Source organism: Butyrivibrio sp. LB2008 (genome assembly GCF_000621565.1).
Taxonomy (GTDB): domain Bacteria; phylum Bacillota; class Clostridia; order Lachnospirales; family Lachnospiraceae; genus Butyrivibrio.
On sequence record NZ_JHXZ01000016.1, the window covers coordinates 44,841 to 67,528 of the forward strand.

Below are 22,688 nucleotides of genomic sequence, written 5' to 3' on the forward strand. Positions count from 1 at the left end.
TCACAGCCCACCTCCCATCATTATATAGATTCCAAAATAGATAAGATTGGGTATGACCGCCATGAATGCTCCCACAAGCACAGTCCATCTCTTTGAAACAAACAGAAGTACAAGTGTAAAAAGAGCTGCGAGCCCGCTTGAAAAAACAATTCCAAGCTCCGAGCACATTCCCGAGAACATATTCACAAGTCCGAGCATTATCCACAAAGGCGCCGTCAGTTTCAGCTTTTCCTTAAATCCGCCCTGCACCTCTTTTACCTTTGACACATCGTCAAACATAAGTAAAAAGATCCAGAAGATCATAGGGAAAACTATATTGCACAAAAGCGCCTTTCCCTGCCATGTTCTTGTAAGAAAAAATGCCGCGGGCGTAGTTATCGAAACATTTCCGAATATCATTATGACATTCACGAAGATCATAAATACAGGCAGGTTCTCTTTTTTATCCTTAAAAAGAACTTTACCTATAAGATAATATACATAATAAACAAGCGGTATGAAAAGCACCTGAACAGCCGAATGTGACACAATTGTCGCATGCACCGACGAACTCTTTGCGATAAAAGCTATCCACATTGTAATAACAGCAAGCGCATGTCTGATATCAAGGTCTATCAATACTCCCGTATTGGTATCGACTCTGTTCATAAAATCTCTCTGCTGTGCAGCAAGAGAATTTGCAACATAGAATGAATCATCCCCGTTAAACGGAGCATACACATAGCTCATAACAATCTGAAACAGCACAAGAGCTATAAAAATCCCATAGTAGATCTTTGTCTCCGTCTTGAGCTCGGATAATGCTTTCAGCTTAAACAAAGTCTTATCAAATCTGAATGCTCCGATAAGCGCAAGTATCGATGTCACTACCACATAGATCCTTCTGCAATGCGTAAATGCAAACCATTTATAATGCAGCATGCATGGAATCGATATTATTTCAAATAATGCAAAGTAGATAAGAAGTCCCAGAACGAACGTAGTTCCAACCGTTTTTCTCTCTTTTGGCAATATAAAATTAAATACCTGCCCGATAAGATAGGGCACTATCAACATCCAATAGATGAGTCGCACTACTGACCATGCAACCATAAGCATATGTATAATCTCCTAAGCAATGTAGTTATCTGTGTCTAGCATACTTTTTATATGCTGCTGCAGGATACTGATTCCCGTAAGGTTCTCTCCGCCTCTCGGGATAATGATATCCGCATATTTCTTACTGGGTTCGATAAACTGCTCATGCATCGGCTTAACGGTATCTGCGTACTGATTAAGAATAGATTCTATGCTTCTTGCACGCTCAACCATATCACGTCTTATTCTGCGCATCAGCCTTTCATCGGCGTCTGTATCAACAAAGACCTTAATATCCATAAGGTCTCTCAATTCCTTATTCTCAAGAACAAGAATTCCCTCAAGAATTATAACATTCTTTGGCGCGATGTGAACCGTCGCATCGGCTCTGTTGTGAATCGAAAAATCATAAACGGGAATATCCACTTCCTCGTTATTCTTAAGCTTTTTTACATCCTCGATCATCATCTGTGTATCGAATGAATCGGGATGATCGTAGTTAAGCTTGGACCTGTCCTCGTATGAAAGGTCATTGTGTGCTTTATAATACGAATCATGATTTATGACAACGATGTCATCCCCAAAATTCTCTTTTATCTTTCTGACTATCGTAGTCTTTCCTGATGCGGTGCCTCCCGCTATTCCAACAATACAAATCTTATCTGGCATACTTTCCTCCTTTTGAAGTGAAATACTGATGATCTATCACTTCGCCGGTTTCCTTATCATATATTAGTATCTGGATATCCGCACCTATATAAGCATCGTCATAAAGGTAATTGGTATCCGTGTCATCCGCCTCATAGAATAATCTGAAATCGTGCTCGACAGGTTGATAGTACATTCGCCCCATAGCTATCTCTATATTCTCAAGGCAACTGTCCCCCGAAGCCTCATAGATTTTTCCCGATTTCGGATCGTTTATCATTATATACGGGCCCGCCGTGGTTTTTATCATGTTTGAACCGGCTATCTCACTGATAATATGTTCCATCGGTTTATCCGTAAAGACCTGTGAACCATCATTGCAATAGAATACAAATCCATATTCCCCAAGAGACATAAGACTCAGTTTGGAAATAAGATTGTTCTCCTCTCGAATATCATCCCTGATAGTGTCATAGAAATTATTACTGCGTTCTTCCCAATAAGAATAGGCTTTATCGCCCCTGTGGTCGGTAAGCTTTCCTTTCTTCTTAAGCCAGTCACCTATAGCCCTTGTAGTCTTTGTCGCTCCCACAACATTCAGATGACCGTGATCGTTAAGATCCGAATATATATCTATGACATCACCGTTAAGCATGTTAAGATAAGGCACATCGTAAGCCTTTGCGATCGCACCGGCTGAATTTGCCGCAATAATATCTTTTGTCTCAGGATTAAAAGGATCGAAAGTCACAAGTACACCGATACCACGTTTTTGACACTCCTCGATAATAGCGGCAAGATAGCGTTCCCCAACCGTCTCCTCTTCAAGGATTGTTCCTTCCTTTGGCTGTTTGCAAAGAAGTATCGATGTCTCCACATCATATCTCATCTCTGCGCCAAACAACTCATTTCGTGACTCATGCCCCGTTATGGATTTGAAATCATCTTCGGATATGTATTCCCACCTGTTGTGATATACAAGGAAATTAAAAAGAAATTCTCTCCTTACTTTTTTATCCAAAATAAGGTCGTTCATCGCATCTATTTTTAGTTTGTTGCACGGCCATACATCCATATTGAGATGAAGCTGCTCAACAGATGTATTTACCTCATCCTCATCGGGATTTGCCTCCCTGTCGTCAAGATAGCGATAGTCCTTTTCAAGCATATAGGCATCAACAACAACCCACTTGGGCGTTGTATACTGAAGTGATTCCATCAGCTCCCAATATGTTGACTGAAGAAGTGAACCATGGCCTCCCATATTATAAGATGTGTAACCGTATTCCTTGTATAAAACCGTCGGATTGATAGCATTTATGACATGCGATGATCCGATAAACAGAACATCTATCTGATCTTTTTCAGCCATATCAAAAAAATCCGCATACTTATACAGACTGTCTTTTCTCTCCAATACAACCGTCGCCCCATATAGAATGACACCTACGGTTAATGTAAAAAATATGCACTTCAATGCAATATTTATCTTTGTTTTTATGCTCATCCCCATTCTCGCCTTTAAAACTGCTTATATATAAAATCAGATACGTCGTAACCCGGCCCCCATATACCGCATACTACCGTAACCAAAATTCCCACTATCATAATGATCCAGCGAAGCCACATTCCCTGGCACAGAATCTTTTCCCTTATCACAATTCCTCTATTGTTTACAAGATCGACAATTATCATAAGCACTATGCCAAATATACCGACAAGATAACTACCTCTGGTAAGACCATACTGGTACATACTTCCGTCAACATATTTCCACGGCGTGAATGCAAATGAATTCCTGATTATCCCAAGAGCCTGATATATGTCATCCGCTCTGAAAAATACCCATGCATAAGCCACAAGAATGAATGTCCCCACTGTTTTTACAACTCTGTGAGAAAAGCTTGCCCTTCCGACATTAAATACCTTCGTCACTTTATCCCTGAAAGGAGAAAGCACACTTCCTATAACCTGATAAATACCGTGAATCAGTCCCCATGCAAGGAATGTAAAATCCGCGCCGTGCCAAAGTCCGCTGACAGTAAATACTATGAGTATATTGATGAATTTTCTGACAGTGCCTTTTCTGTTTCCGCCAAGCGGAATATAGAGATAATCCCTGAACCAGGAAGAAAGCGACACATGCCATCTTCTCCAGAACTCCGCAATTGACATCGCAAGATACGGGCACTCAAAATTCTTCATTACATCAATGCCCAAGATTCTGGCAATTCCTATAGCAATATGTGAATATCCCGCAAAATCCGCATAAATCTCAAACGTATAGAAAATAATAGCAACAAACGCCACTGATCCTCTGATTCCGTCTGATGTATCAAATACAGTATTAACAAAAATAGCCAGTCTCTCCGCTATAACAAGCTTGAGGAAATATCCCCAAAGCACCTGAAGAAACCCATTTCTGAATCTGTCAAAATCAATGGGTTTGGGATTATCAAACTGCGTTAGCATATTCCCCGCTCTCTCTATCGGTCCGGCAACAATCTGGGGAAAAAACGATATAAAAAGCGCAAGTTTGAAGAAATTCTCTTCGGGTTCTATCTTATCTCTGTATACATCGATAAGATATCCGACAGATTTAAGTATGTAAAAAGAAAGTCCCAAAGGAAGTATCATATTAAAATGAGCCGCTTCTACCGAACCAAGTGTAACTTTCTCCAAAATTACCATGAAGAAATTAAGGTATTTAAAAACAAAGAGAATTCCAATGTTAAAAAGAAGGCATAAGAAAAGTACAAGCTTTGCCATACCTTTTTTCTTGCCAATATAAATTCCCGACATATAAACCGAAAGTATCGACAACAAAAGGATTCCCACAGCATCTATACCCGCAGTCGAATAAAACACCATGCTCACAATAAGAAGCCAGATATAACGATACTTAGCAGGTACTATAAAGTTGACCAAAACTGCAATCGGCAAAAAAGCCATAAATGCAAATGAAATAAAACTCATTAAATCTCCCTAAGCCCGGTCTGTAACCCTAAAATCATTTTTCTTTTTCAAAATTTATGCGCTTTTCCTCAACCACTATCGGGCGTCCGATAACTCTGGTATTTATGTTGAGGATGTATTCTCCGGTAAGTCCAATGAAAAAGAGCTGTATTGCCCCTATAAGGAACATTCCGATGATCATCGGTGCGTAACCTGCATGGAAGCTATACCAGTGAGTAAGTTTAAGCACAAGATATATAAATGCAACTATCATATCGATAAGTGCACAAACAAACCCTGCAATAGTACAGAGTCTTAGTCCCACCTTGGTATATGACGTAATGCTCAACATTGCCGCATCATATAATGTATAGAAATTGTTATGTGTCTTTCCCGCTCTTCTCTTTGGCTGCTCATATTCTACGGTTGTCATATTAAATCCCTCACCGTACTCGGCAACTATTCCTCTTATGAAAGGAACCGGATCGTTGAGCTGTCTAAGAAGTGATATGAAAGTCTTATCATAAAGTCCAAAGCCCGTAAAATGCTCGATCATGCGAACGCTGGACATATTCTTTATTGTCTTATAATAGATTGTTCTGAGGAAATAAATAAATCCGTTTTCCTTACTGGACGCTTTTACGCCGCTCACAATCTTGTGGCCCTCTTCCCACTTTTTTACAAACACGGGGATAAGCTCAACGGGATCCTGAAAGTCAGCGCACACGGGAATCACACAATCTCCGTCAAGGGAGCACATCCCGTGAAAAGGTGAATTGAACTGACCGAAATTGGTTACGTTAAATATCGCCTTTATCTTCTCATTTCCCGCACAGATCTTCTCAATCTTATCTCTTGTTCCGTCCGTTGATGCATTGTCTATAAAAACAATCTCATAATCATAATCTGAAAGGTCTTTTTTTATGACCTCTTCAACTGCGGAAGATATGCCTTCCACATTCTCCACCTCATTAAAACAGGGGATCAAAATACTAATCTTTTTTTTCATAATACTCCTAAAAAAATGCGGTGCCGTTTCTAATCTCAAGCACCGCATTTAAAATTTAATCTATCTCTACATCATACACTTCGATCTATATTACGAAATGCATTTTCATCAGTCTACCTCGACCTCTTCATTTTCGACATCTTCTGCCTTCTGACCGTCAGTCTCGTGGTACTCCTTCTCTGTGTTAACATTCCAAATATTACTGCGGTCTGTCTCGCCGCTTATAATATTCTTTACAACTTCAAACGAAGTGCACATGGAATGATCTATATTATTGTATCTGTGCTGTCCGTTACGTCCCACACAGTATAGATTATCTATTGTATTAAGGTACTCGATAAGCTTATCCATCTCATCATAAGTATCAAAGTATGCAGGATATGCTTTCTTAACACGTTCCATGTGATAATCAATGACTTCCTTTGCATCGCTTATAAGATTAAGCGTTACCATCTCACCAATGGCCATCTTAGCAAATTCATCCTCAGTCATATTCCACATCGAATCGCCTTCAAAACAGAAATACTCAAGTCCGAGCCATACTGTATGATCAAGGTCTTTTACAAGGTACGGTGACCAGTTGTTGTAGATCTGGAAACGTCCCATCTTAACATTTCTGTCCTGTACATATACCCAGTTATCGGGAACTATATTACCGATAGTCTTGATATTGGTCTTATTTACAAGATTAAGCTTGGGAACAAGAACTCCAAGAGTCATGTAATCACGATAAGGAAGACCTGCCGCAATTCTTGCGGGATCTGCGGGAACATCATTCATTCCTGCAACGAGGTCCTTAACAGGCATTGAGCTGATAACAACATCTCCGTCTATATCCATCTCCTTGCCATCCATCATGTATGACACGCCCTTTATATGATTACCTTCCTTGCGGATCTTGGTAACCTTGGCATTCATGATTATTGTTCCGCCAAGTTTCTTGATCTCTTCCGCAGTAACTTCCCAGAGCTGACCGGGTCCAAGCTTAGGATAACTAAACTCCTCGATAAGTGAAGTCTCAACCTTTCCGCCCGTCTTACCCGACTTCTTGCGAAGCGCATTCTTAAGTACCGCCAAAATGGAAACACCCTTAACTCGCTGTGCTCCCCATGAAGGATCTATCTCTGAAGGATGTCTTCCCCAGAGGTTCTCTGTATAATACTCAAAGAACATCGAATACAATTTCTTTCCGAAACGGTTTATATAGAAATCTTCAAGTGAGTTCTCCTTGCGCTTAAAGAGCATAGCTCCGACATAAGAAAAACCGCACTGAACAGTCTTTATAAGTCCCATGTTCTTGAAAGTCTCTACCTTAAGTGAGATGGGATAATCATAGAACTTTCTGTCGAAAAAGATTCGTGATACGCGGTTCCTTCTGAGCATAACTCTGTCAGTCTTCTCAGGATCGGGGCCGCCCTCAGCCATCTTCATAGGCCTGTTCAAAACTATATCATCATAGGTCGGCGAGCCCTGTTTAGGGAGCATCTTCTCCCACCACTCATTAACTTCGGGAACCTTGGAGAAGAATCTGTGTCCTCCCATATCCATACGGTTTCCCTTATGATTAACAGTTCTTGAAATACCGCCAAATTTATCAGTTTCCTCAAAAATTACTACCTGATAATCTTTTGACTTGGTCAAAAGCTCATATGCTGCAGTAAGACCCGCAGGACCTGCACCTATAATTAAGGCCTTTTTCATTATTTTATCCTCTATTCTCTAAATAATCGTTCGTTAAAAATTATATGTACGAACAACAATAGTAGTATACCCTACCCCAAGGCATTCTTCAATATATGCGTTCCATAGGTGGGATTTTCGCAGTGTTATGTTCGTTGACATTCAAGGCATACGCGGGTGGGAATATTTATTCTTCGCTCCTAAACTCGCCCGTACCGGGCTCAAACAGACAGAGCGAGGGCAGAATAAATATTCCCGCCCGCATATGCTCTTGAATGTTACAACTCACATAAAAACTGTGAAAATCCCACCTATGGAACTACGTAGCGGCAACCCCACTATACATCTCTGCTTTTCAGCTATAATCACGTTTCCGCAGTTCTCACAAACGTAAAAATCAATCAATATTCTTTGTAAAACATTCATTAACATTGTATATTATGAATTACTTTGCGATTAAAATCAACCTTTTTCTACTCCTTTGGAAAAATAATGATTTCGCAGCCACTCCATTGAATAAACAGCCAGACCTATACGGCCATTTTTCGCAGCCGGCAGCGGCGGTATCGGTTTGGAAATGCGCAGTTTTCGGACGAGCAAGATGATTTTCGAAATTAAAAAAACAGGGAATGCTGACTTCTCTGAACAACGTGAAAGGAAGCATTCCCTGTTTTTTTAATTTCTGAAAATCACTGCGCAGACGTACACAAGCATTTCCAAACTGATACCGCCGCTGCCGGCTGTGAAAAATGGCCATATAGGTCGTCCGCTTATCACATGTGTCGCATATGTTTAGTCATCGTCATCGGATCCTGCGCCGTGCTCTCGGGCGAGAGGGTAGGCACCGGCCTTGAGTTTCTCGTAGGCTTCGGGGTAGCGCTCCTCAAGCTCACTGTCGGAAATCATGAAATAATCTTCAGGATCGAATTCGTTTATTTTGATATAGTCATTCTCAAGATATGCGTAAGGCTCGTTCTCCTCGTAGAAGTTCGGAATGTGCGCAAGGAGTCTTGCAAATACATTACGTCCCTTCTCCGTGAGATGAGTACCGTCCATGAGATACTCCTCTGCTGTATCAAGATACAGATCGCACTTCTTGTTGTCATTCATAGCATCAAAATCTATGAGCTTCTTGTCCTCGGCTACATTTAAAGCCTTTCTTGCATAGTTAGCAAGAGTGTCAACTCCGTAGCTTACTACGTAAGAATCTCCGAGGAACTTACCCTGAGAATCCTTGTAAATTCCGTAGAACGGAGTCATCATAACAATCTTGGCATTCGGGCTGATATCTTTAAGGGTGCTGACTCCCACCTCGAGCGCCTCATAATATGAATGAAGAGGATTACCTTCAAACTGAGTCTTATCAAGCGGCATTTTTGTAAAGAAGTCATTTGCGCCGTACTCTATAAAGTAATAGTCAACTTCTTCAGGATCTATCTTGTTAAGGTTATCAAGAACTACCGGATAATTGGCAAAAACTCTGTCTTTGTCAACTTTGCCTGCAAGGCTGTAAGCTATTCCGTTAAAAGAAATAGAATCCCACTTATCCAAAGATGCGTCTGATGTTGAATGTTCAAGCGCAGCAGTAGTTCCGCCTATTCCAAGGTTATATGCAACAGAATTGGGAACTCTTTCAGATACAAGCGAAGCAAGATCCGTTCCGCTGTCTCTTCCGTTCTCAATCTGGCTGTCGCCGATAAATACCATTACTACCTTGTCATCATCTGCCTGTGGCTCTTCCTGAGGTTCTTCCTCTTTGGTTGTCGAAGCAACCGAACTTGACTCTTCAAGCATAGGCTGATAAATATCCTCTGCAAAGATCAATGTTCCTCCCTGTGTTGCCTCTTCACTTGTTCCGCTTAACCCTGTTGCAAGTTCATCATTTATATACTCAAATGCCGCATCTGCGTCCGATCCAATTGAGGAACAGCCGCATGTCAGCATAACTACAGATGTCAAGCCCGCAACAAGTCCAATAAATTTTTTCTTCATTTTTCCTCCTCGCTGATACTTCATCAAGTTTAATTCTAACACCTATATCGTCATAATATTACGAAAGGAAATGAAAATTAATGAAATCTGCTGTTAATCTTAAGAAAGTCTTAAGTTTTTAGTCTTTTGCCGCACATCAGCAAACGTTATATCAATCATAACAAACGACATTTATTGTCTGTCAAACTTCCTTAATATTTTTTCCAAGTCTTCCTACTCCCAACATTATAACCAAGATAAATCTCACTGCATTCACAGCAACAAGGCCATAGGAAATTCCTACAATACCGCCAAAATACGTAGCAGGAATAACTATAACCGCAAATGCTATTCCATAAACAATATTAATACCAAGCTGAAGCTTCTCTTCCGTAAATGCAAGAAGTATTACCATCAAAGAGCCTGAAATAAAATACATGAGCTGACCAAGATTTGCCAAAAAGAAAAATTCCGATGCCTCTTCATAGATATCCGGATATCTCCACTTCACAAATATCATGGAAACAACGCAGCAGGCTGCGGCACCCATGACCGTAAGTCCCATAAACAGCGCACCGATACCGGCAAATCTTTTCTTGTTCATCTCAATCTTATAATTGGTAAGATAGCTTATAACGATACCGTTTAAAGGAGTCGTTATCATAGCAACGATCTTGCCCACAAGACTTGCCGTATAAAAAATGGTAACTGCCCTCTCCTCTGCAACAAGGAGCCTTAACAGTATTCTGTCAGAGTGCAGTATAAGCGCCGCCACGAGATTACTGCCCGAGATGAACCATGCAGAAGCCATATTCTCTTTAAAACAGCCGGACAGATTAAAGAACGGCGCTCTGAAGATTGTTCCCGTAATGACCGTAAATACAATTCCAAAAACTTCACCGAGCAAAATAACAAACACCCAGCTTCGTGTCACCGGGTAAAGCAAAAGACCGATCACATATCCGACAGAAGTAGCGACGAAGAAAAGAAAGTACTCTTTAAATCTTATGGTCATTCTGTACTGAACATCCGCATAGTATCTAAACACGGTAACGATCATCAGTACAAGCACAGGCAAAAAGAGCCCAAAAGCCGTCCCTTCTGCCGCCCAAAGAGATACAAAAGTAACAGGAACGGATATAACCGCAATAATAAGAAGGAAAGCATTGTAATCACCGTTTGTTTCCTCTCTGTTCTTTTTGGCCATCATCCTCGAATAACTTGCTGCCGTTCCAAATCCCGCGCCCATTACAGAAACCGCGGAAATCAAATAAAGAACGGTGCCGAAAGCATCCGCTCCCACCCTCTGTTCAATCTCGGGATAGATAAGAAGCTGCAAAACACCGTTATAAATTATCAGCGCAAGAACGCTGAATATAAAGTCTTTAGAGGCTTTTTTGAAAAGCCCCGACTTATTTTTGGTAATATTGTCACTCATTTATATAATCCTTATTTCAACAAATCTGTTTCCTTATGACGCTGGAGCATATTGAGCTGCATCTCGAACTCACGTCTGTTATTTACCGCAAGTGTCGACAGAATAACTCCCGCAAAAAAGCTCTGAACCGCCGAAAGCATAATAAAGCAACATACGATTAAAGTAGGGAATCTAGGTACGAGATGTGTCTCCCAATACTCTTTCAGGATCGGAATGAAAAAGATCATTGATATTATCGCAAGTATAGTCGAAATGATAAGAAAGAACCCAAAAGGCTTGTAGTTTCTGTAAAGCTTTGCAATCGTCTTAAGAACCTTCATACCGTCTTCGTAAGTATTGAGCTTACTCTCAGATCCTTCAGGTCTGTCTCTGTACTCAATCACGACATTATCAATCTGCATATTGTTATATACGGCATGAATGGTCATCTCTGTCTCTATCTCAAATCCCTTAGAAAGTACAGGGAATGTCTTAACAAACTCATAGCTGAAAGCTCTGAATCCGGTCATGATATCTCTTATATTGCATCCGAATAATCTGTTGATACTTCCTCTTACAAGGTTGTTTCCGAAATTGTGGAAAGGTCTTTTATTCTCCTGGTAATATGTCGATGAAAGTCTGTCACCTACTACCATGTCTGAATTGTGATTAAGAACAAGGTCGACCATCTCCGGTGCGGAATCCATAGGATATGTATCATCGCCGTCAACCATAACATATACAAGGGCATCAATCTCACGGAACATACGCCTTATAACATTACCTTTTCCCTGCATATACTCATTACGTACAACCGCTCCTTCAGCTGCTGCTATTTCCGCGGTGCGGTCTTTTGAATTGTTGTTATATACATAAATAACAGCTTCAGGGAGAGCCGCCTTGGCATCTCTTATAACCTTCGCTATTGTCTTTTCTTCATTGTAACAGGGTATCAATACTGCAATTTTATCCATAAAAATCCTCTTCAAGCTATAAATTAGTATGTCTTTCCTTTAGCATAGGAACTCGCCTGACTGCTAAACACTTTCTTTTTTCCATTAATCCAGGCGTTTGTCTGAGCCTTAACCGTTATTCTCACATCATAATCGCCCTGAGCGGAATATGTATAATTAGGAGCGTTTGTATAAGTAACTTCCTTTATCTCATATTCGGATTTATCACTCTTTTTATGCTCAACCACTACTTCATAGTGATCTGCTTCTTTAACCGCTTCCCATGCAAAATAAACTTCTGTACCACCTGCATTTCCACGCTTAACCCCATCCTTTACAACAGGAGTAGCGAGAGAGTCTTCATAGGTATTGCCCTCAACATATTCACTCCACTCACTGCAAAGACCGTCCTGAACATTTCCGTTATATGCTCTGACTTTGATCCTTACATCGTAGTTTAAACCGGCTCCGTACGAATAGTTCGGCATGTTGGTATACATCTCTTCAAGCTTGGTATAATTCGAGCTTCCGCGAGGCTTTCCTTCACAGATGATCTCATACCTGTCTCCGCCTTCAGCAGGCGCCCACTCAAAATAAGCTTCTACGCCTCTGTCGGTTATCTTCGTAACCCCGTCCTTCACCTCGGGAACTTCGGGAATCCCATTCTTAGAGGCTTTTTTAGTCTTTGACTTACCGTCAGAATCTTTCTTGTCTTTAACATTTTTCTTATCTGCCGATTTATCATCTGCAGACTTTTTATCGGAAGCACTGTCACTTGATGATTCGCTTGACGCTTCTGTCGATGCAGTTGTACCGGCTCCGCCCGACTTCCCGGTCGATGCTGCCGTAGATGCTACTGTTGACGCTTCATCGGCTGCATCAATTGTTATTCCATATGCCGCCGAATTAACCGATTTTTCCGAAGATGCCTCAACTGCCGCATCAGAAGTACCTTCAGTGCCTGCAGAGGAATCCTCACTATATGAAGTGCATCCGGTCACCATTCCGGCCGCCATGCACAATGCTGCAACAATTACTGATTTTTTGGACATTATATAAATCTCCTTGCCGAAAAAAAGAGCTCGCTGAACATTCAAAATTATTATGTAGTTCATCGAAAAAAATTAAGAACCGCAACATTTGAATTATATCACAAATCCCGTTATTATTCAGCCAACCGTTGTTTCGAAGGTATTCTCACTCTAATTCGTATACGTAAATTTTATAAGGTGAATCATATCCGCTAAACTCATTAAGGAGCAAAAGTCCCATCTCCGACGCATTTGATATGTCGATCCGCGAAAAGACATATTTGCCTCCCATATCCTTAAGCTCTTTGGCATCTATATAAATATTATTATCGGTTACGCCATACATACTCTTTGATGCCATGACTATAGTCGCATCCGTACCTGAATAAAGATAACAGCGTGCTCCCCACTCGTCAAAATACGCTTTGGAACTTTCATTAAGGTCAAGTGCCGGCGCAATAACCTTCCTGAACTTTTCTTTATAGCTCTGCGGATAAAATCCAAGATACCCGTCAAGCGTAGAGATGCCGTTATATTCAAGAATTGCCGGATGCATTCCGTATGCAACGCTCCACTCACCTTCGCTGTAGCCGATCTCACTTTTTATATTATCAAACAGCTCTTTTGAATAGAATTCTCCAAAGTTAAGGTCATCAGTCACATTTCCGAAAACCTCGCTTTTTACCACATGATAGAACGTATTATAAAGATCGTTGTACCTTGTAGGCCTTACAAGAACTATAATGACAGCCACAGCTATAATCGCATATGACAGGATTCCCTTGAGAATCCCCGCCTTATACATCCTGTATGAAATGATAAAGAGCATCGCACACCATACAAACGGGCTGAAAAAGACCGTCCTGTTAAACTGAAATCCCTTAAGCGGAGGAACCAGCGTGACCAAAAACTCCTCGACCTCTTTGATAAAACACAAGCCGTATACACCTGCATTAAAAGCAAGTATCAAAGCGCAGAGATTATATTCATCCTTAAATACTCCCCTGAAATCCTTCTTAAAAATATAACGGGCATTCAAAAACACAAAATACAAAGTACACACAGGCATCACAAAATACTTGTGACAATCCTCCGCGTGCATCATGCCGTTTACAAACACATCCTTTATGAGCGCAGGCACTTCCGGTAGCGATACATAGCTCTGAACCATGGTATCTCTGATAGTAATAACATCAGAAAAAAGCATCATCCCAAACAATCTGTACTCGAAAGCAAGAAATCCCAATGAAAGAGCCGCCAACCCCAAAACAAGTCCGAGGCTTATTTTTTTGTCTCTTATCCACATCCAAATGATTCCGACCAGGAGATATCCACAAATAAAGAAACCAAAGTAGGAAAAGTATGAAACAAACGGATAACAGAAAATAAGCACCAGATACTTTGCCATTTTCAACCTTTTCATACCGCCTTCACTTCGCTCTGTAAGATATATTCTTCTGAGAAGATATACGATCAGAGGTATTGAAGAAAAAGAAATCCCAAATGCAGGGAAAAGATTCAGCACTCCGTACAAAAAGCCTGCTCCAACCGCAAGATTAAGTTCGCCCGAATACTCATCTTTCAGGCAAAATCTCATACGTTCCGAAAGAGTATCCTTTCCTGTGTAATCATTCATTATCGTGCAGTCTGCAAAAAGAAGCACCGAAGATACAACAGCTACAACGATCTTAAGAACATATCCAACTATATAAGCCGTAAACGGAGAAAAAATCATATACGGAACCGTATATAAAGATGCTTCACCCGGAAGCACATCCCTTGATACTCCGCCAAGGAAAGGTGCATTTACTCCGTGCGAAAAAAATGTACCGGTGTTCCTGAGCATCGCAAACTGTGCAATAAAGAGGTCCATGTTGTCATGAACCCCTATATAGCTGTTCTCACCGATAACACAATAAAATACTGAAATAATCAGAACAAATAAAAGAGCCGCAAATATTACAAAACGTCTTCCTAAGAGTCTCATTTGGCTAAATTCCCCTCAACTTCGCCAATTATTTAATATTGTCATCCTCATTATTCTTATTGCCGATCTTCATTCTCTCATGGCCGCCAAGCTTGTTTGCAGCGTCCTGGTCTCCCCTTAAGATCGCATTGACAATCTGCATACGGAAGCCCGCATCAATAAAGTCGCAGTGCTTACAGAAATTATAGTTCTGTCTTCCCTCTGCGATCTTCTTTCTGACTTCCTGGAACTGAGGACTTCCCCATGCTTCCTTAAGACTCATCTTGGTAAGATCGCCAAAGTCAGTCTTCTCAAAATTATCACAGCAGCAAAGTCCCATTTTACCGTTAGGCATGATCCACATATCTGTGAAAGGAAGAAGACAAGTCTCCTTAATAACCTTCTCGGTAGCTTTCTTATTGGGCGCACTTCCCGCTCTGTTCGTAAGAACTTCCTGAAGATATCTCATCTGAATCTGAATATCCAAATCCTTAAACTCATCGGGATGAGCCTTTACATAATCGTAAAGCTCCTGAATATTCTTATGAAGCTTCATCTCCATGGAATAGTTGTTTATTATAAGCTGATTGATATAAGGAGCAACTTCTTTTACCTTATCGATTGTAAGAATAAGTCCGTTGGTAGACATGAAAATAAAGCTGTCCGGAAGTTTCTCCCTAGCATACTTGTGTCTCTCAACAATCTTGGTATCAAGAAGAGGCTCATTATTTCCGTACAATGTAAGATGTCCCTTGTATCCCCAGTCTGCAAGCTGATCGATAATATTCTTGTAAACATCGTCATCGATCTTCGCAAGAGGTCTGCACTCCGCATGAACATTGGCTGTACAGAACGCACAGGTAGAATTACACCTGTTTATGGTCTCAATATTTACCACATTGGGCATCGGAACTTCCTTAGCGTTGAGGAAGTAGTCACAATAAGCCTTCTGGGATTTACTTCTTGTAAAAAACTGCAATTTAAGGTAAGCATTACTTGCAAGCATAGGAAAATGCTTTCTAGCAAACCAACCAAATTTTCCCATGAAACTGTTTACTCTTATAGGCATCGAAAAATCTCCTTATTACTCAGCCGATCACTCAGCCTTTTTCTGATAAAGATAATATGTCACCGCATCGCCTGTAGGTACGAACTCTTCTTCCATAACAAGATCGTAGTCATCAACACCCTCTGCCGGAGTACCGACAGAAACCACAAAATCTACAATCTTATCATGCGTATACTTTTTCTGCTCCTCAAGCACCTCATCCATGTTGAGAGTCTGTGTCTGAAAATAATAGCATACGGGTGTCGTATCAGTCACCGTATAAAGTCCGGCATCAAAGCCGTTCTCATTTATGATCTTGGGGTTCTCAATTCCGCTTGCCAGAATATAGTCGCGGAAATGATAGAGCCACAGATCTTCTTTCTTTAATTTCATATACGGCACGTTTGGCGAAATGAAATATCCCGCAATACCTGCAATCAAAAGCATTGCGAGCATAACGGCACTTGTCGTCTTTGTCAGTATATCATTGAATGCTTCACGCTTTATCTTAAGATATAATCCCTCAAGCAAATATCCGACAGAAACAGCACCAAGCACCGTAAATCCGTTAATCGGGAACGGGTAATATGTTATGCTGACTCCGCCGATAAAGATTACCAAAATAAGGAATCCCAAAAGCATGACAATATTGACATATTCAACAACTTTGAGTGGAATTACAATTATATCTCTCTTTACCAACTTGTATTTATCTTCCGGAATAAAAGAAAATACAAGAGCCAAAGTAAAGTATAACGCACCGACAAAAATAGTCAAATAAACTAATTTATTGTCATACATATGGTCCGTCATCTTGTCATAAAGAAAGGCCATTCTCTCAGCAAAAGAAAGCTTTTTGGAATACTCAAAAACGTTTTTGTATATATAAACTTTTCCCCAGCTGACGATTGAATTGTTGATACCAAAATATATCAGTCCGGGGATAAAAGTCGAAGCCATTCCGCCAAGAAATACAAAACAACTGATAAATGCCTTCTTAACAGCCTTTGCTCCAATGATATCCGCAAAGAATACCATCGCCATCCATGCAAAGTAAAAACCAAGCGAGGAAAATTTGATATTAAATACAAATCCGGCCAGAACTCCGCCCGCGAGAACTCTTCTGTAGCTCATCGGCTCCGGATAATTTTCCCTGAAATGCTTAAGCGAAATGTACATTCCCCACATCAAAAAAGGAAAAAGAAATTCTTCCGCACTTCCGCCCCAGTAAAAGCATTTGGCCGTGTAGATCACCATTCCGACCACAGGTGTCAGGATATACGGCATCGACACCGACCTAAGATACAGTTGCATAATCCTAAGCGCCGCCAAAAGAGCCATAGTACAAGCAATTATCTCCATGACATATACGCCAAGAAATGTCTTTCTTGATATCAGCGAAGCTAACATATATATGCTGTACTGATAAATCCCCTTTTGATCGAACAGATCCCTGTAAGGTACAAGTCCCCTTAACATACTCTTTCCGACTGTGAGATAACTGTTTGAGTCATCCCATAAATTAAAGGGATACAGGAACGAAGACATCGTACATATTGTCATTATCACCGCACCTGTTATGAGGCACCAGACAAATGCAAAAAGTCCGTCCCTTCTCTCATCGGGAGTATCATATTTTTTTGAGTTTATGTTCATGAATAAATCCAAGTAGCACCTTTAATCCACACGCAGCAAAAGGAAGCTGATAAATGTAATATCTCATTGCATAGCGTGAGGACCCTTCCCAAAATTCGTGGAATAGCATCCCACCAAAGATCAACAGTAACATAAGCATCTCGTAGTCCGAGACATGCTTTTTCCTCAAAACTCTTATAAAATATATAACAACGCCAAGATAACACAGCGTCATAAAAACATTCATAATCCAGGTTATAACAGTACTTCCCGCCCCAAATACAATAAACCTTCCAAGCGGCGAAATCTCATGGTGCCTGCTCACATAGTCAAGATTCTGAGTTGAAATACAAACAGGATCCCCCCACTGTGAAAGAAATTTCCTTGTAAAAAATCTCATTCCATAAAAAGGATGATGTATATACAGATTCAGCCTGTTCATTATTTCTTCGGTCGCCTCTTTTTTGGTAAGCTCCGTATCATAATCGTTTGCAGCAAATACATTATAGTTATAACCGTTATACCATCCGGGTTCAAGGCCACCGTCTTCCTGAAGTCCCATGGCTATATGCGAAACAGAAGGACTGCCTTTCGGAATAGCCTCAAGTCCCGTAACTTTCATGTAATGATTGTTTATATATGCCTGCTGCCCGAATACAAAAATGAGCATACAAGCCGCAACGATAAGCCTTTTTGAAAGCTTAACCTTTTTCTCATCATCTTTATCCCTGATGTTGTTAAAAAGCAGCATCATGATAAGTGCTATCACAGTAATCTTGCAATTCGTTTTCAGCATCACCGCCACTGCGATAGAAAGCCCCGAACAAAGCCCGTAACGCTGTTCACCCGTTTTCATATATCTGATCATAAGATACAGCGCAAGCGTCTGCGGTCCCATACTTAAGATATCACCGTAAATATAGGTAACATAGTTATAAAAAAACAATGCGCCCATGGATAAAAGCGACATGATACCGCAAATTTCCGGATCGTCAAAACATTCCATACAGATTTTATTAAGTAAGAACATGGTGAAAAAAACTGATACAAGCTGAACAAGATCCCACGCGAGATAATTTCCCGCACCAAAAAAAGAAGTCATCATCTCGCCAAAAAACACATAACCAAGCTGAAACGGCCAGATGAATAAATACCCCCCTTTATTCGTCAGTTTCGAATAATCCCCCTTAACAAAATTGTTTATTACGCCATCCAACAACTTGGAATCATTTACGGGAAGCGGTCTTATCGAGAAAATAAGAAGCAGGCAATATGCCAGGCAAAAGGTAAGTCCGCATATCGCAAACTTTTTGTAATTCGCCAATACTCCTTTTTTCTTAAGCAGATAAAAACCAAATAAGATCAGCCCCATAAACAAGACAAGAAGCGGAATATTCTCAAATCCGTAAAACGGCTTATCATTCTCCTCATTCATCTTATAGTAGATCGTTGTAAAAAAACTGAATCCGAGGATAAGCACCGCCCCAATAAGAAGGCATACACAGATTGCCATTTTAAATGTTTTTTTAAGCTTCACTTCTCTCATTACCTCCGTTTAAAATGCCAACAATATCAGCGGTAACAAATAAATATGAAGCCACATAGAATACCGAAACATAAGCAATGTCAATTATATCCGCACCAAACAATGTAATGCCGTACACTATCAAAGAGCAGATATTTGCTATAACCATAAAAGGCACTATCTTCTTTCTAACCATTATCGCAAAAGGTGTAAGAAGAATGAGCATCGCATAATCATATCTTTCATGCATTCCCGGAAGAAGTATCACGCATGTCCAGGCTGTCCATATTGCAAGATAAAGGACCTTATTCCTGTCTATCTTTTCCCTGAATCTGTAACAGAAAACCGAAATGCTCACAAGCACCGCCGCAAGTACCATAACGGCAGCCGTTGAAAGAAGCTTGTAATGATCGTCAAATCCCCAGTTATAAATATTTGGAAAAAAAGATACCATTCCGTATCCTTCGGAATCAAGCTCCGCAGTCTGGTCCAGATAAGCAAAGTAAGTTGCCCTAAGCCCGTGCTTTGCAAGAACTTCCGGAAGTCCGGCGATAAGATAAACAACCGGGATCCACAAAAACTCCAAGATACTGAATCCTGTCTTTTTACCTGATTCATTCTCATGATTATCTTCGCCGTTAAATCCGCCGATGATATAGATTATCAGATATACAGGCAGGAACAATATCGACTGAAGCTTAAAAGCAAATGCAACAGAATACCAGATCATCGAAGCTCTGTATTTCTGCTGTAAAAGTTTGTACACCGCTATCATCAAAAAGCACGTATATACCGCGTCAACCTGTTTCCACAGCGCTCCGTCAAAAATAACAAACGGAAGATATAGAGTCATGACACCGGCAAAAACAGAAGCTCTTTTCCTTCCCGTAAGGAAATAAAAGATCTTATAAATAAAAAATGCCGATACCAGTTCGCACGCTGCAGGAATAATGCTGAGAGGCACCCACGCCTCGCACGGAAGAAGCGAACACAGTGCATATATCACATTAAACGGAACATAGTAATCTCCGGGTGCGTTTGAAAGCCCCTTTATAATTCCGTTCTGTCTGTAAAACTCAACCCAATCCCTGTAATAAAAATCGTAGTCCGGAGAAAGTTCCGTATTGGGAGCAAGCTTAAATCTTATAAATACAGAAATAAGAATAAGCAATCCAAGCGAGATCTCGAATAAATGCTTATCTATGAGATTTCTTATAAGTTTGTCCACTGCCGGTTCTTTCTTCATGTATAATCTACTCCAACCCAAAGATCAAACAGGAAAATCATACTTGATCTTATCTTCTACATTTATGTCTTTTCCTATCTGAACTTCATTTATAACAAGTTTTGTCTTTGCGATAACCGTATGCTTCTGACCGGCTTTCATGGAAACAACGTCACCGGGACAGACCGCCTTTTTCTCTCCATCGATAATGACCGTTCCCTCTCCGCTCATTACAGTCCACACTTCATCTCTGAATTCATGACTGTGATAATGAAGTCTGTGATTGGGCAAAAGTTCTACTCTTATGACAAGAGCTCCCTCCTGAACATCGGTTACGGTAAAGCTTCCCCATGATTTCTCGGCATATCTTATATGCTGAGTGAGCTTCTCAACATGAGGTTTTATATGACTCGATCTTCCCTTGTCGGATACAAGGATTCCGTCATTTGATGCCGCCACGATCATATTCTTAAGTCCCATTCCAATAATGGGAATATTAAGCTCATTTACAATATTACTGTTTTCGCAGGCTTCGTCCATATCGCCCTTGCCGATTATATTCTCGTGCATTTCCTCGGCAAAAGTATTCCATGAACCGATATCCTTCCATTCACCCGAGAATCTTACAACACCGATAGACTTCTCGTGTTCTCCGACCGCATAATCAAAACTTATCTTCTTGCAATCGGCATAGTTCTCATACAGATCCTCATATCCCTTAAAATCAATAAGTTCATGAGCTCTGTCAAGAATATATCCAAGCTTAAATGCAAATACTCCGCAGTTCCAAAGAGCTCCGTCTGCAATATACTTCTCAGCTGTCGCTACATCGGGCTTTTCCTTAAATGCGGATACCTTACTTATCATATCCTTAGTCTCAGGCTGGATATAACCGTACTTCTCACTTGGATAAGTCGGTACAACGCCCATAAGATTAAGGTTGTACTCACCTGACGAAACCATTTTTTCAAGTTCCACAAAGCACTTGAAATACCCGTCATCAACATACGGATCGACAGGGCATATTATTACGGGCTCATCCCTTTTTACGCCCAGTTTATCTGAAAGATATGCGGCTGCAAGCGCTATCGCAGGGAATGTATCCCTTCTTGTAGGCTCAACGCACACACTTACCTTGTCTCCAAGCTGATTGTGAATGGCTGAAACCTGTGTCTTACTGGTCGCAATTGTTATCTTCGCATCTTTATCAGCCTTTTTTATCTGGCTGTAAACTCTCTGAACCATAGATTCAAGTTCGCCATTGCCATCTGCATTTGCCGGATGAAACATCTTGATAAACTGCTTTGACCTTACATCATTGGAAAGAGGCCAAAGACGCTTTCCGCTTCCGCCGGATAATAAAACTATGTTCATTTCTATCCTCTACTATCTCTGCGATTATTTAAAAGAATTTACACAGGCGATAACTCTGTCCTGCTCTTCTCTTGTCATCCCCGTATACATCGGAAGTGATATAACCTCCGCAGCAAAACGCTCCGTAATCGGAAGAGTTCCCTCTTTTAAGCCCAGATATTCATATGCCTGTGCCAGATGAGGAGGAATGGGATAATGTATTATCGTCATAATTCCGTTATCTTCAAGGTACTGTCTGAATCTGTCGCGCTCAGCAGATGCCGATCTGCCGTCTTCTCCCGCACCTTCCGTAGGTACTCTTAAAACAAACTGGTGCCACACGCAAGTTGCATTTTCTGCAACAGCGGGCTTTATCACCTTGGAATTGTCAATGCAGGCTGTGTAATAGTTTGCAAGCTCTTCTCTTTCTTTTGTTATCTCATCCATATGAGTCAGCTTAACCCTGAGAAGCCCCGCCTGAAGCTCATCAAGTCTTGAGTTCGCACCTACAACCATGTTGTAATAGCGCTTCTCGCTTCCGTAATTTCTGTAGATCTTAACAAGTCTTGCAAGCTCCGGATCGTCTGTTGTTATAGCGCCCGCATCTCCGTAAGCTCCCATGTTCTTGGACGGGTAAAAAGAGAAGCATCCGATATCTCCGAATGATCCCGTCATCTTACCGTTATGCATTGCACCGTGAGACTGTGCGCAATCCTCAACAAGCTTTAAATTGTGCTTTTTGCATATAGCACAGATTTTTTCCATATTTGCGGCATGACCGTAGAGATGAACGACCAATATAGCCTTGGTCTTGTCTGTTATCTTCTCTTCGATCTTGTCGGCATCTATCTGATAATATTCATCAGGTTCTACAAATACCGGTGTAGCGTCATTTATGGTTATTCCCATTACGCTTGCGATATAGGTATTGCCCTGAACTATGACTTCATCGCCTTTTCCGATCCCAAGCACTCTGAATGCAAGCCAAAGAGCATCAAGTCCGTTTGCAACACCAACCGAATACTTTGTTCCGACATAAGATGCAAACTCTTCCTCGAACTTCTCAACTTCTTTGCCGAGAATATACCATCCCGACCTTAGCACTTCGAGAGCCTTGTCCTCATACTCTTTCTGATATCTGAAATATCCGCGATCCATACGACCTTGCATTATTTTTTCCATAGTTGCCTCTCTA

Annotated in this window: 17 protein-coding genes; all 17 read right to left on the reverse strand. The window is 40.8% G+C overall.

Annotated features, from left to right (window positions below; translation table 11 throughout):
• The 17 genes from T356_RS0105850 to T356_RS0105935 all read right to left on the reverse strand — a co-directional run bounded on the left by T356_RS0105850 (position 1) and on the right by T356_RS0105935 (position 22,675).
• Positions 1-1,098 (reverse strand): DUF6077 domain-containing protein, encoded by a 1,098-nt coding sequence (locus T356_RS0105850; RefSeq protein ID WP_026513682.1) that lies wholly within the window; start codon positions 1,096-1,098, stop codon positions 1-3.
• Between the two features lie 12 nt (positions 1,099-1,110).
• Positions 1,111-1,746, reverse strand: a complete 636-nt coding sequence (udk, locus tag T356_RS0105855; RefSeq protein WP_026513683.1) for a uridine kinase — start codon at positions 1,744-1,746, stop codon at positions 1,111-1,113.
• Positions 1,736-3,232 (reverse strand): hypothetical protein, encoded by a 1,497-nt coding sequence (locus tag T356_RS0105860; RefSeq protein ID WP_026513684.1) that lies wholly within the window; start codon positions 3,230-3,232, stop codon positions 1,736-1,738. The genes udk and T356_RS0105860 overlap by 11 nt, the downstream gene beginning before the upstream one ends.
• 14 nt (positions 3,233-3,246) lie before the next feature.
• The gene (locus T356_RS0105865; RefSeq protein WP_026513685.1) at positions 3,247-4,701 is read right to left on the reverse strand and encodes an MBOAT family O-acyltransferase; all 1,455 of its coding nucleotides are present in this window, start codon (positions 4,699-4,701) and stop codon (positions 3,247-3,249) included.
• Positions 4,702-4,735: 34 nt separating this feature from the next.
• On the reverse strand, positions 4,736-5,689 hold the full coding sequence (locus tag T356_RS0105870; protein WP_026513686.1) for a glycosyltransferase family 2 protein: 954 nt from the start codon (positions 5,687-5,689) through the stop codon (positions 4,736-4,738).
• Between the two features lie 108 nt (positions 5,690-5,797).
• Positions 5,798-7,390, reverse strand: coding sequence for an NAD(P)/FAD-dependent oxidoreductase (locus T356_RS0105875; protein ID WP_026513687.1), 1,593 nt, complete (start codon positions 7,388-7,390; stop codon positions 5,798-5,800).
• Between the two features lie 771 nt (positions 7,391-8,161).
• Positions 8,162-9,361, reverse strand: a complete 1,200-nt coding sequence (locus tag T356_RS0105885; RefSeq protein WP_026513689.1) for an SGNH/GDSL hydrolase family protein — start codon at positions 9,359-9,361, stop codon at positions 8,162-8,164.
• A 181-nt stretch (positions 9,362-9,542) separates the two neighbouring features.
• On the reverse strand, positions 9,543-10,778 hold the full coding sequence (locus T356_RS0105890; RefSeq protein WP_026513690.1) for a hypothetical protein: 1,236 nt from the start codon (positions 10,776-10,778) through the stop codon (positions 9,543-9,545).
• 11 nt (positions 10,779-10,789) lie between these two features.
• Positions 10,790-11,731, reverse strand: a complete 942-nt coding sequence (locus T356_RS0105895; protein ID WP_026513691.1) for a glycosyltransferase family 2 protein — start codon at positions 11,729-11,731, stop codon at positions 10,790-10,792.
• A 23-nt stretch (positions 11,732-11,754) separates the two neighbouring features.
• Complete coding sequence (locus tag T356_RS0105900) at positions 11,755-12,762, reverse strand: hypothetical protein (protein WP_026513692.1); 1,008 nt, start codon at positions 12,760-12,762, stop codon at positions 11,755-11,757.
• Between the two features lie 145 nt (positions 12,763-12,907).
• On the reverse strand, positions 12,908-14,728 hold the full coding sequence (locus T356_RS0105905; protein WP_026513693.1) for a DUF6044 family protein: 1,821 nt from the start codon (positions 14,726-14,728) through the stop codon (positions 12,908-12,910).
• A gap of 28 nt (positions 14,729-14,756) precedes the next feature.
• Positions 14,757-15,776: a radical SAM/SPASM domain-containing protein gene (locus tag T356_RS0105910; RefSeq protein ID WP_026513694.1), complete on the reverse strand. Its 1,020-nt coding sequence runs from the start codon at positions 15,774-15,776 to the stop codon at positions 14,757-14,759.
• 27 nt (positions 15,777-15,803) lie between these two features.
• Positions 15,804-17,411, reverse strand: a complete 1,608-nt coding sequence (locus tag T356_RS0105915) for a hypothetical protein (RefSeq protein ID WP_026513695.1) — start codon at positions 17,409-17,411, stop codon at positions 15,804-15,806.
• Positions 17,386-18,927, reverse strand: coding sequence for a glycosyltransferase family 39 protein (locus T356_RS0105920; RefSeq protein ID WP_197020885.1), 1,542 nt, complete (start codon positions 18,925-18,927; stop codon positions 17,386-17,388). Before T356_RS0105920 ends, T356_RS0105915 begins: the two co-directional genes overlap by 26 nt.
• On the reverse strand, positions 18,917-20,161 hold the full coding sequence (locus tag T356_RS0105925) for a hypothetical protein (RefSeq protein ID WP_026513697.1): 1,245 nt from the start codon (positions 20,159-20,161) through the stop codon (positions 18,917-18,919). Before T356_RS0105925 ends, T356_RS0105920 begins: the two co-directional genes overlap by 11 nt.
• A gap of 24 nt (positions 20,162-20,185) precedes the next feature.
• On the reverse strand, positions 20,186-21,514 hold the full coding sequence (locus T356_RS0105930; RefSeq protein ID WP_026513698.1) for a sugar phosphate nucleotidyltransferase: 1,329 nt from the start codon (positions 21,512-21,514) through the stop codon (positions 20,186-20,188).
• A 24-nt stretch (positions 21,515-21,538) separates the two neighbouring features.
• Positions 21,539-22,675, reverse strand: coding sequence for a DegT/DnrJ/EryC1/StrS family aminotransferase (locus tag T356_RS0105935; protein ID WP_026513699.1), 1,137 nt, complete (start codon positions 22,673-22,675; stop codon positions 21,539-21,541).
• Positions 22,676-22,688: the final 13 nt, after the last annotated feature.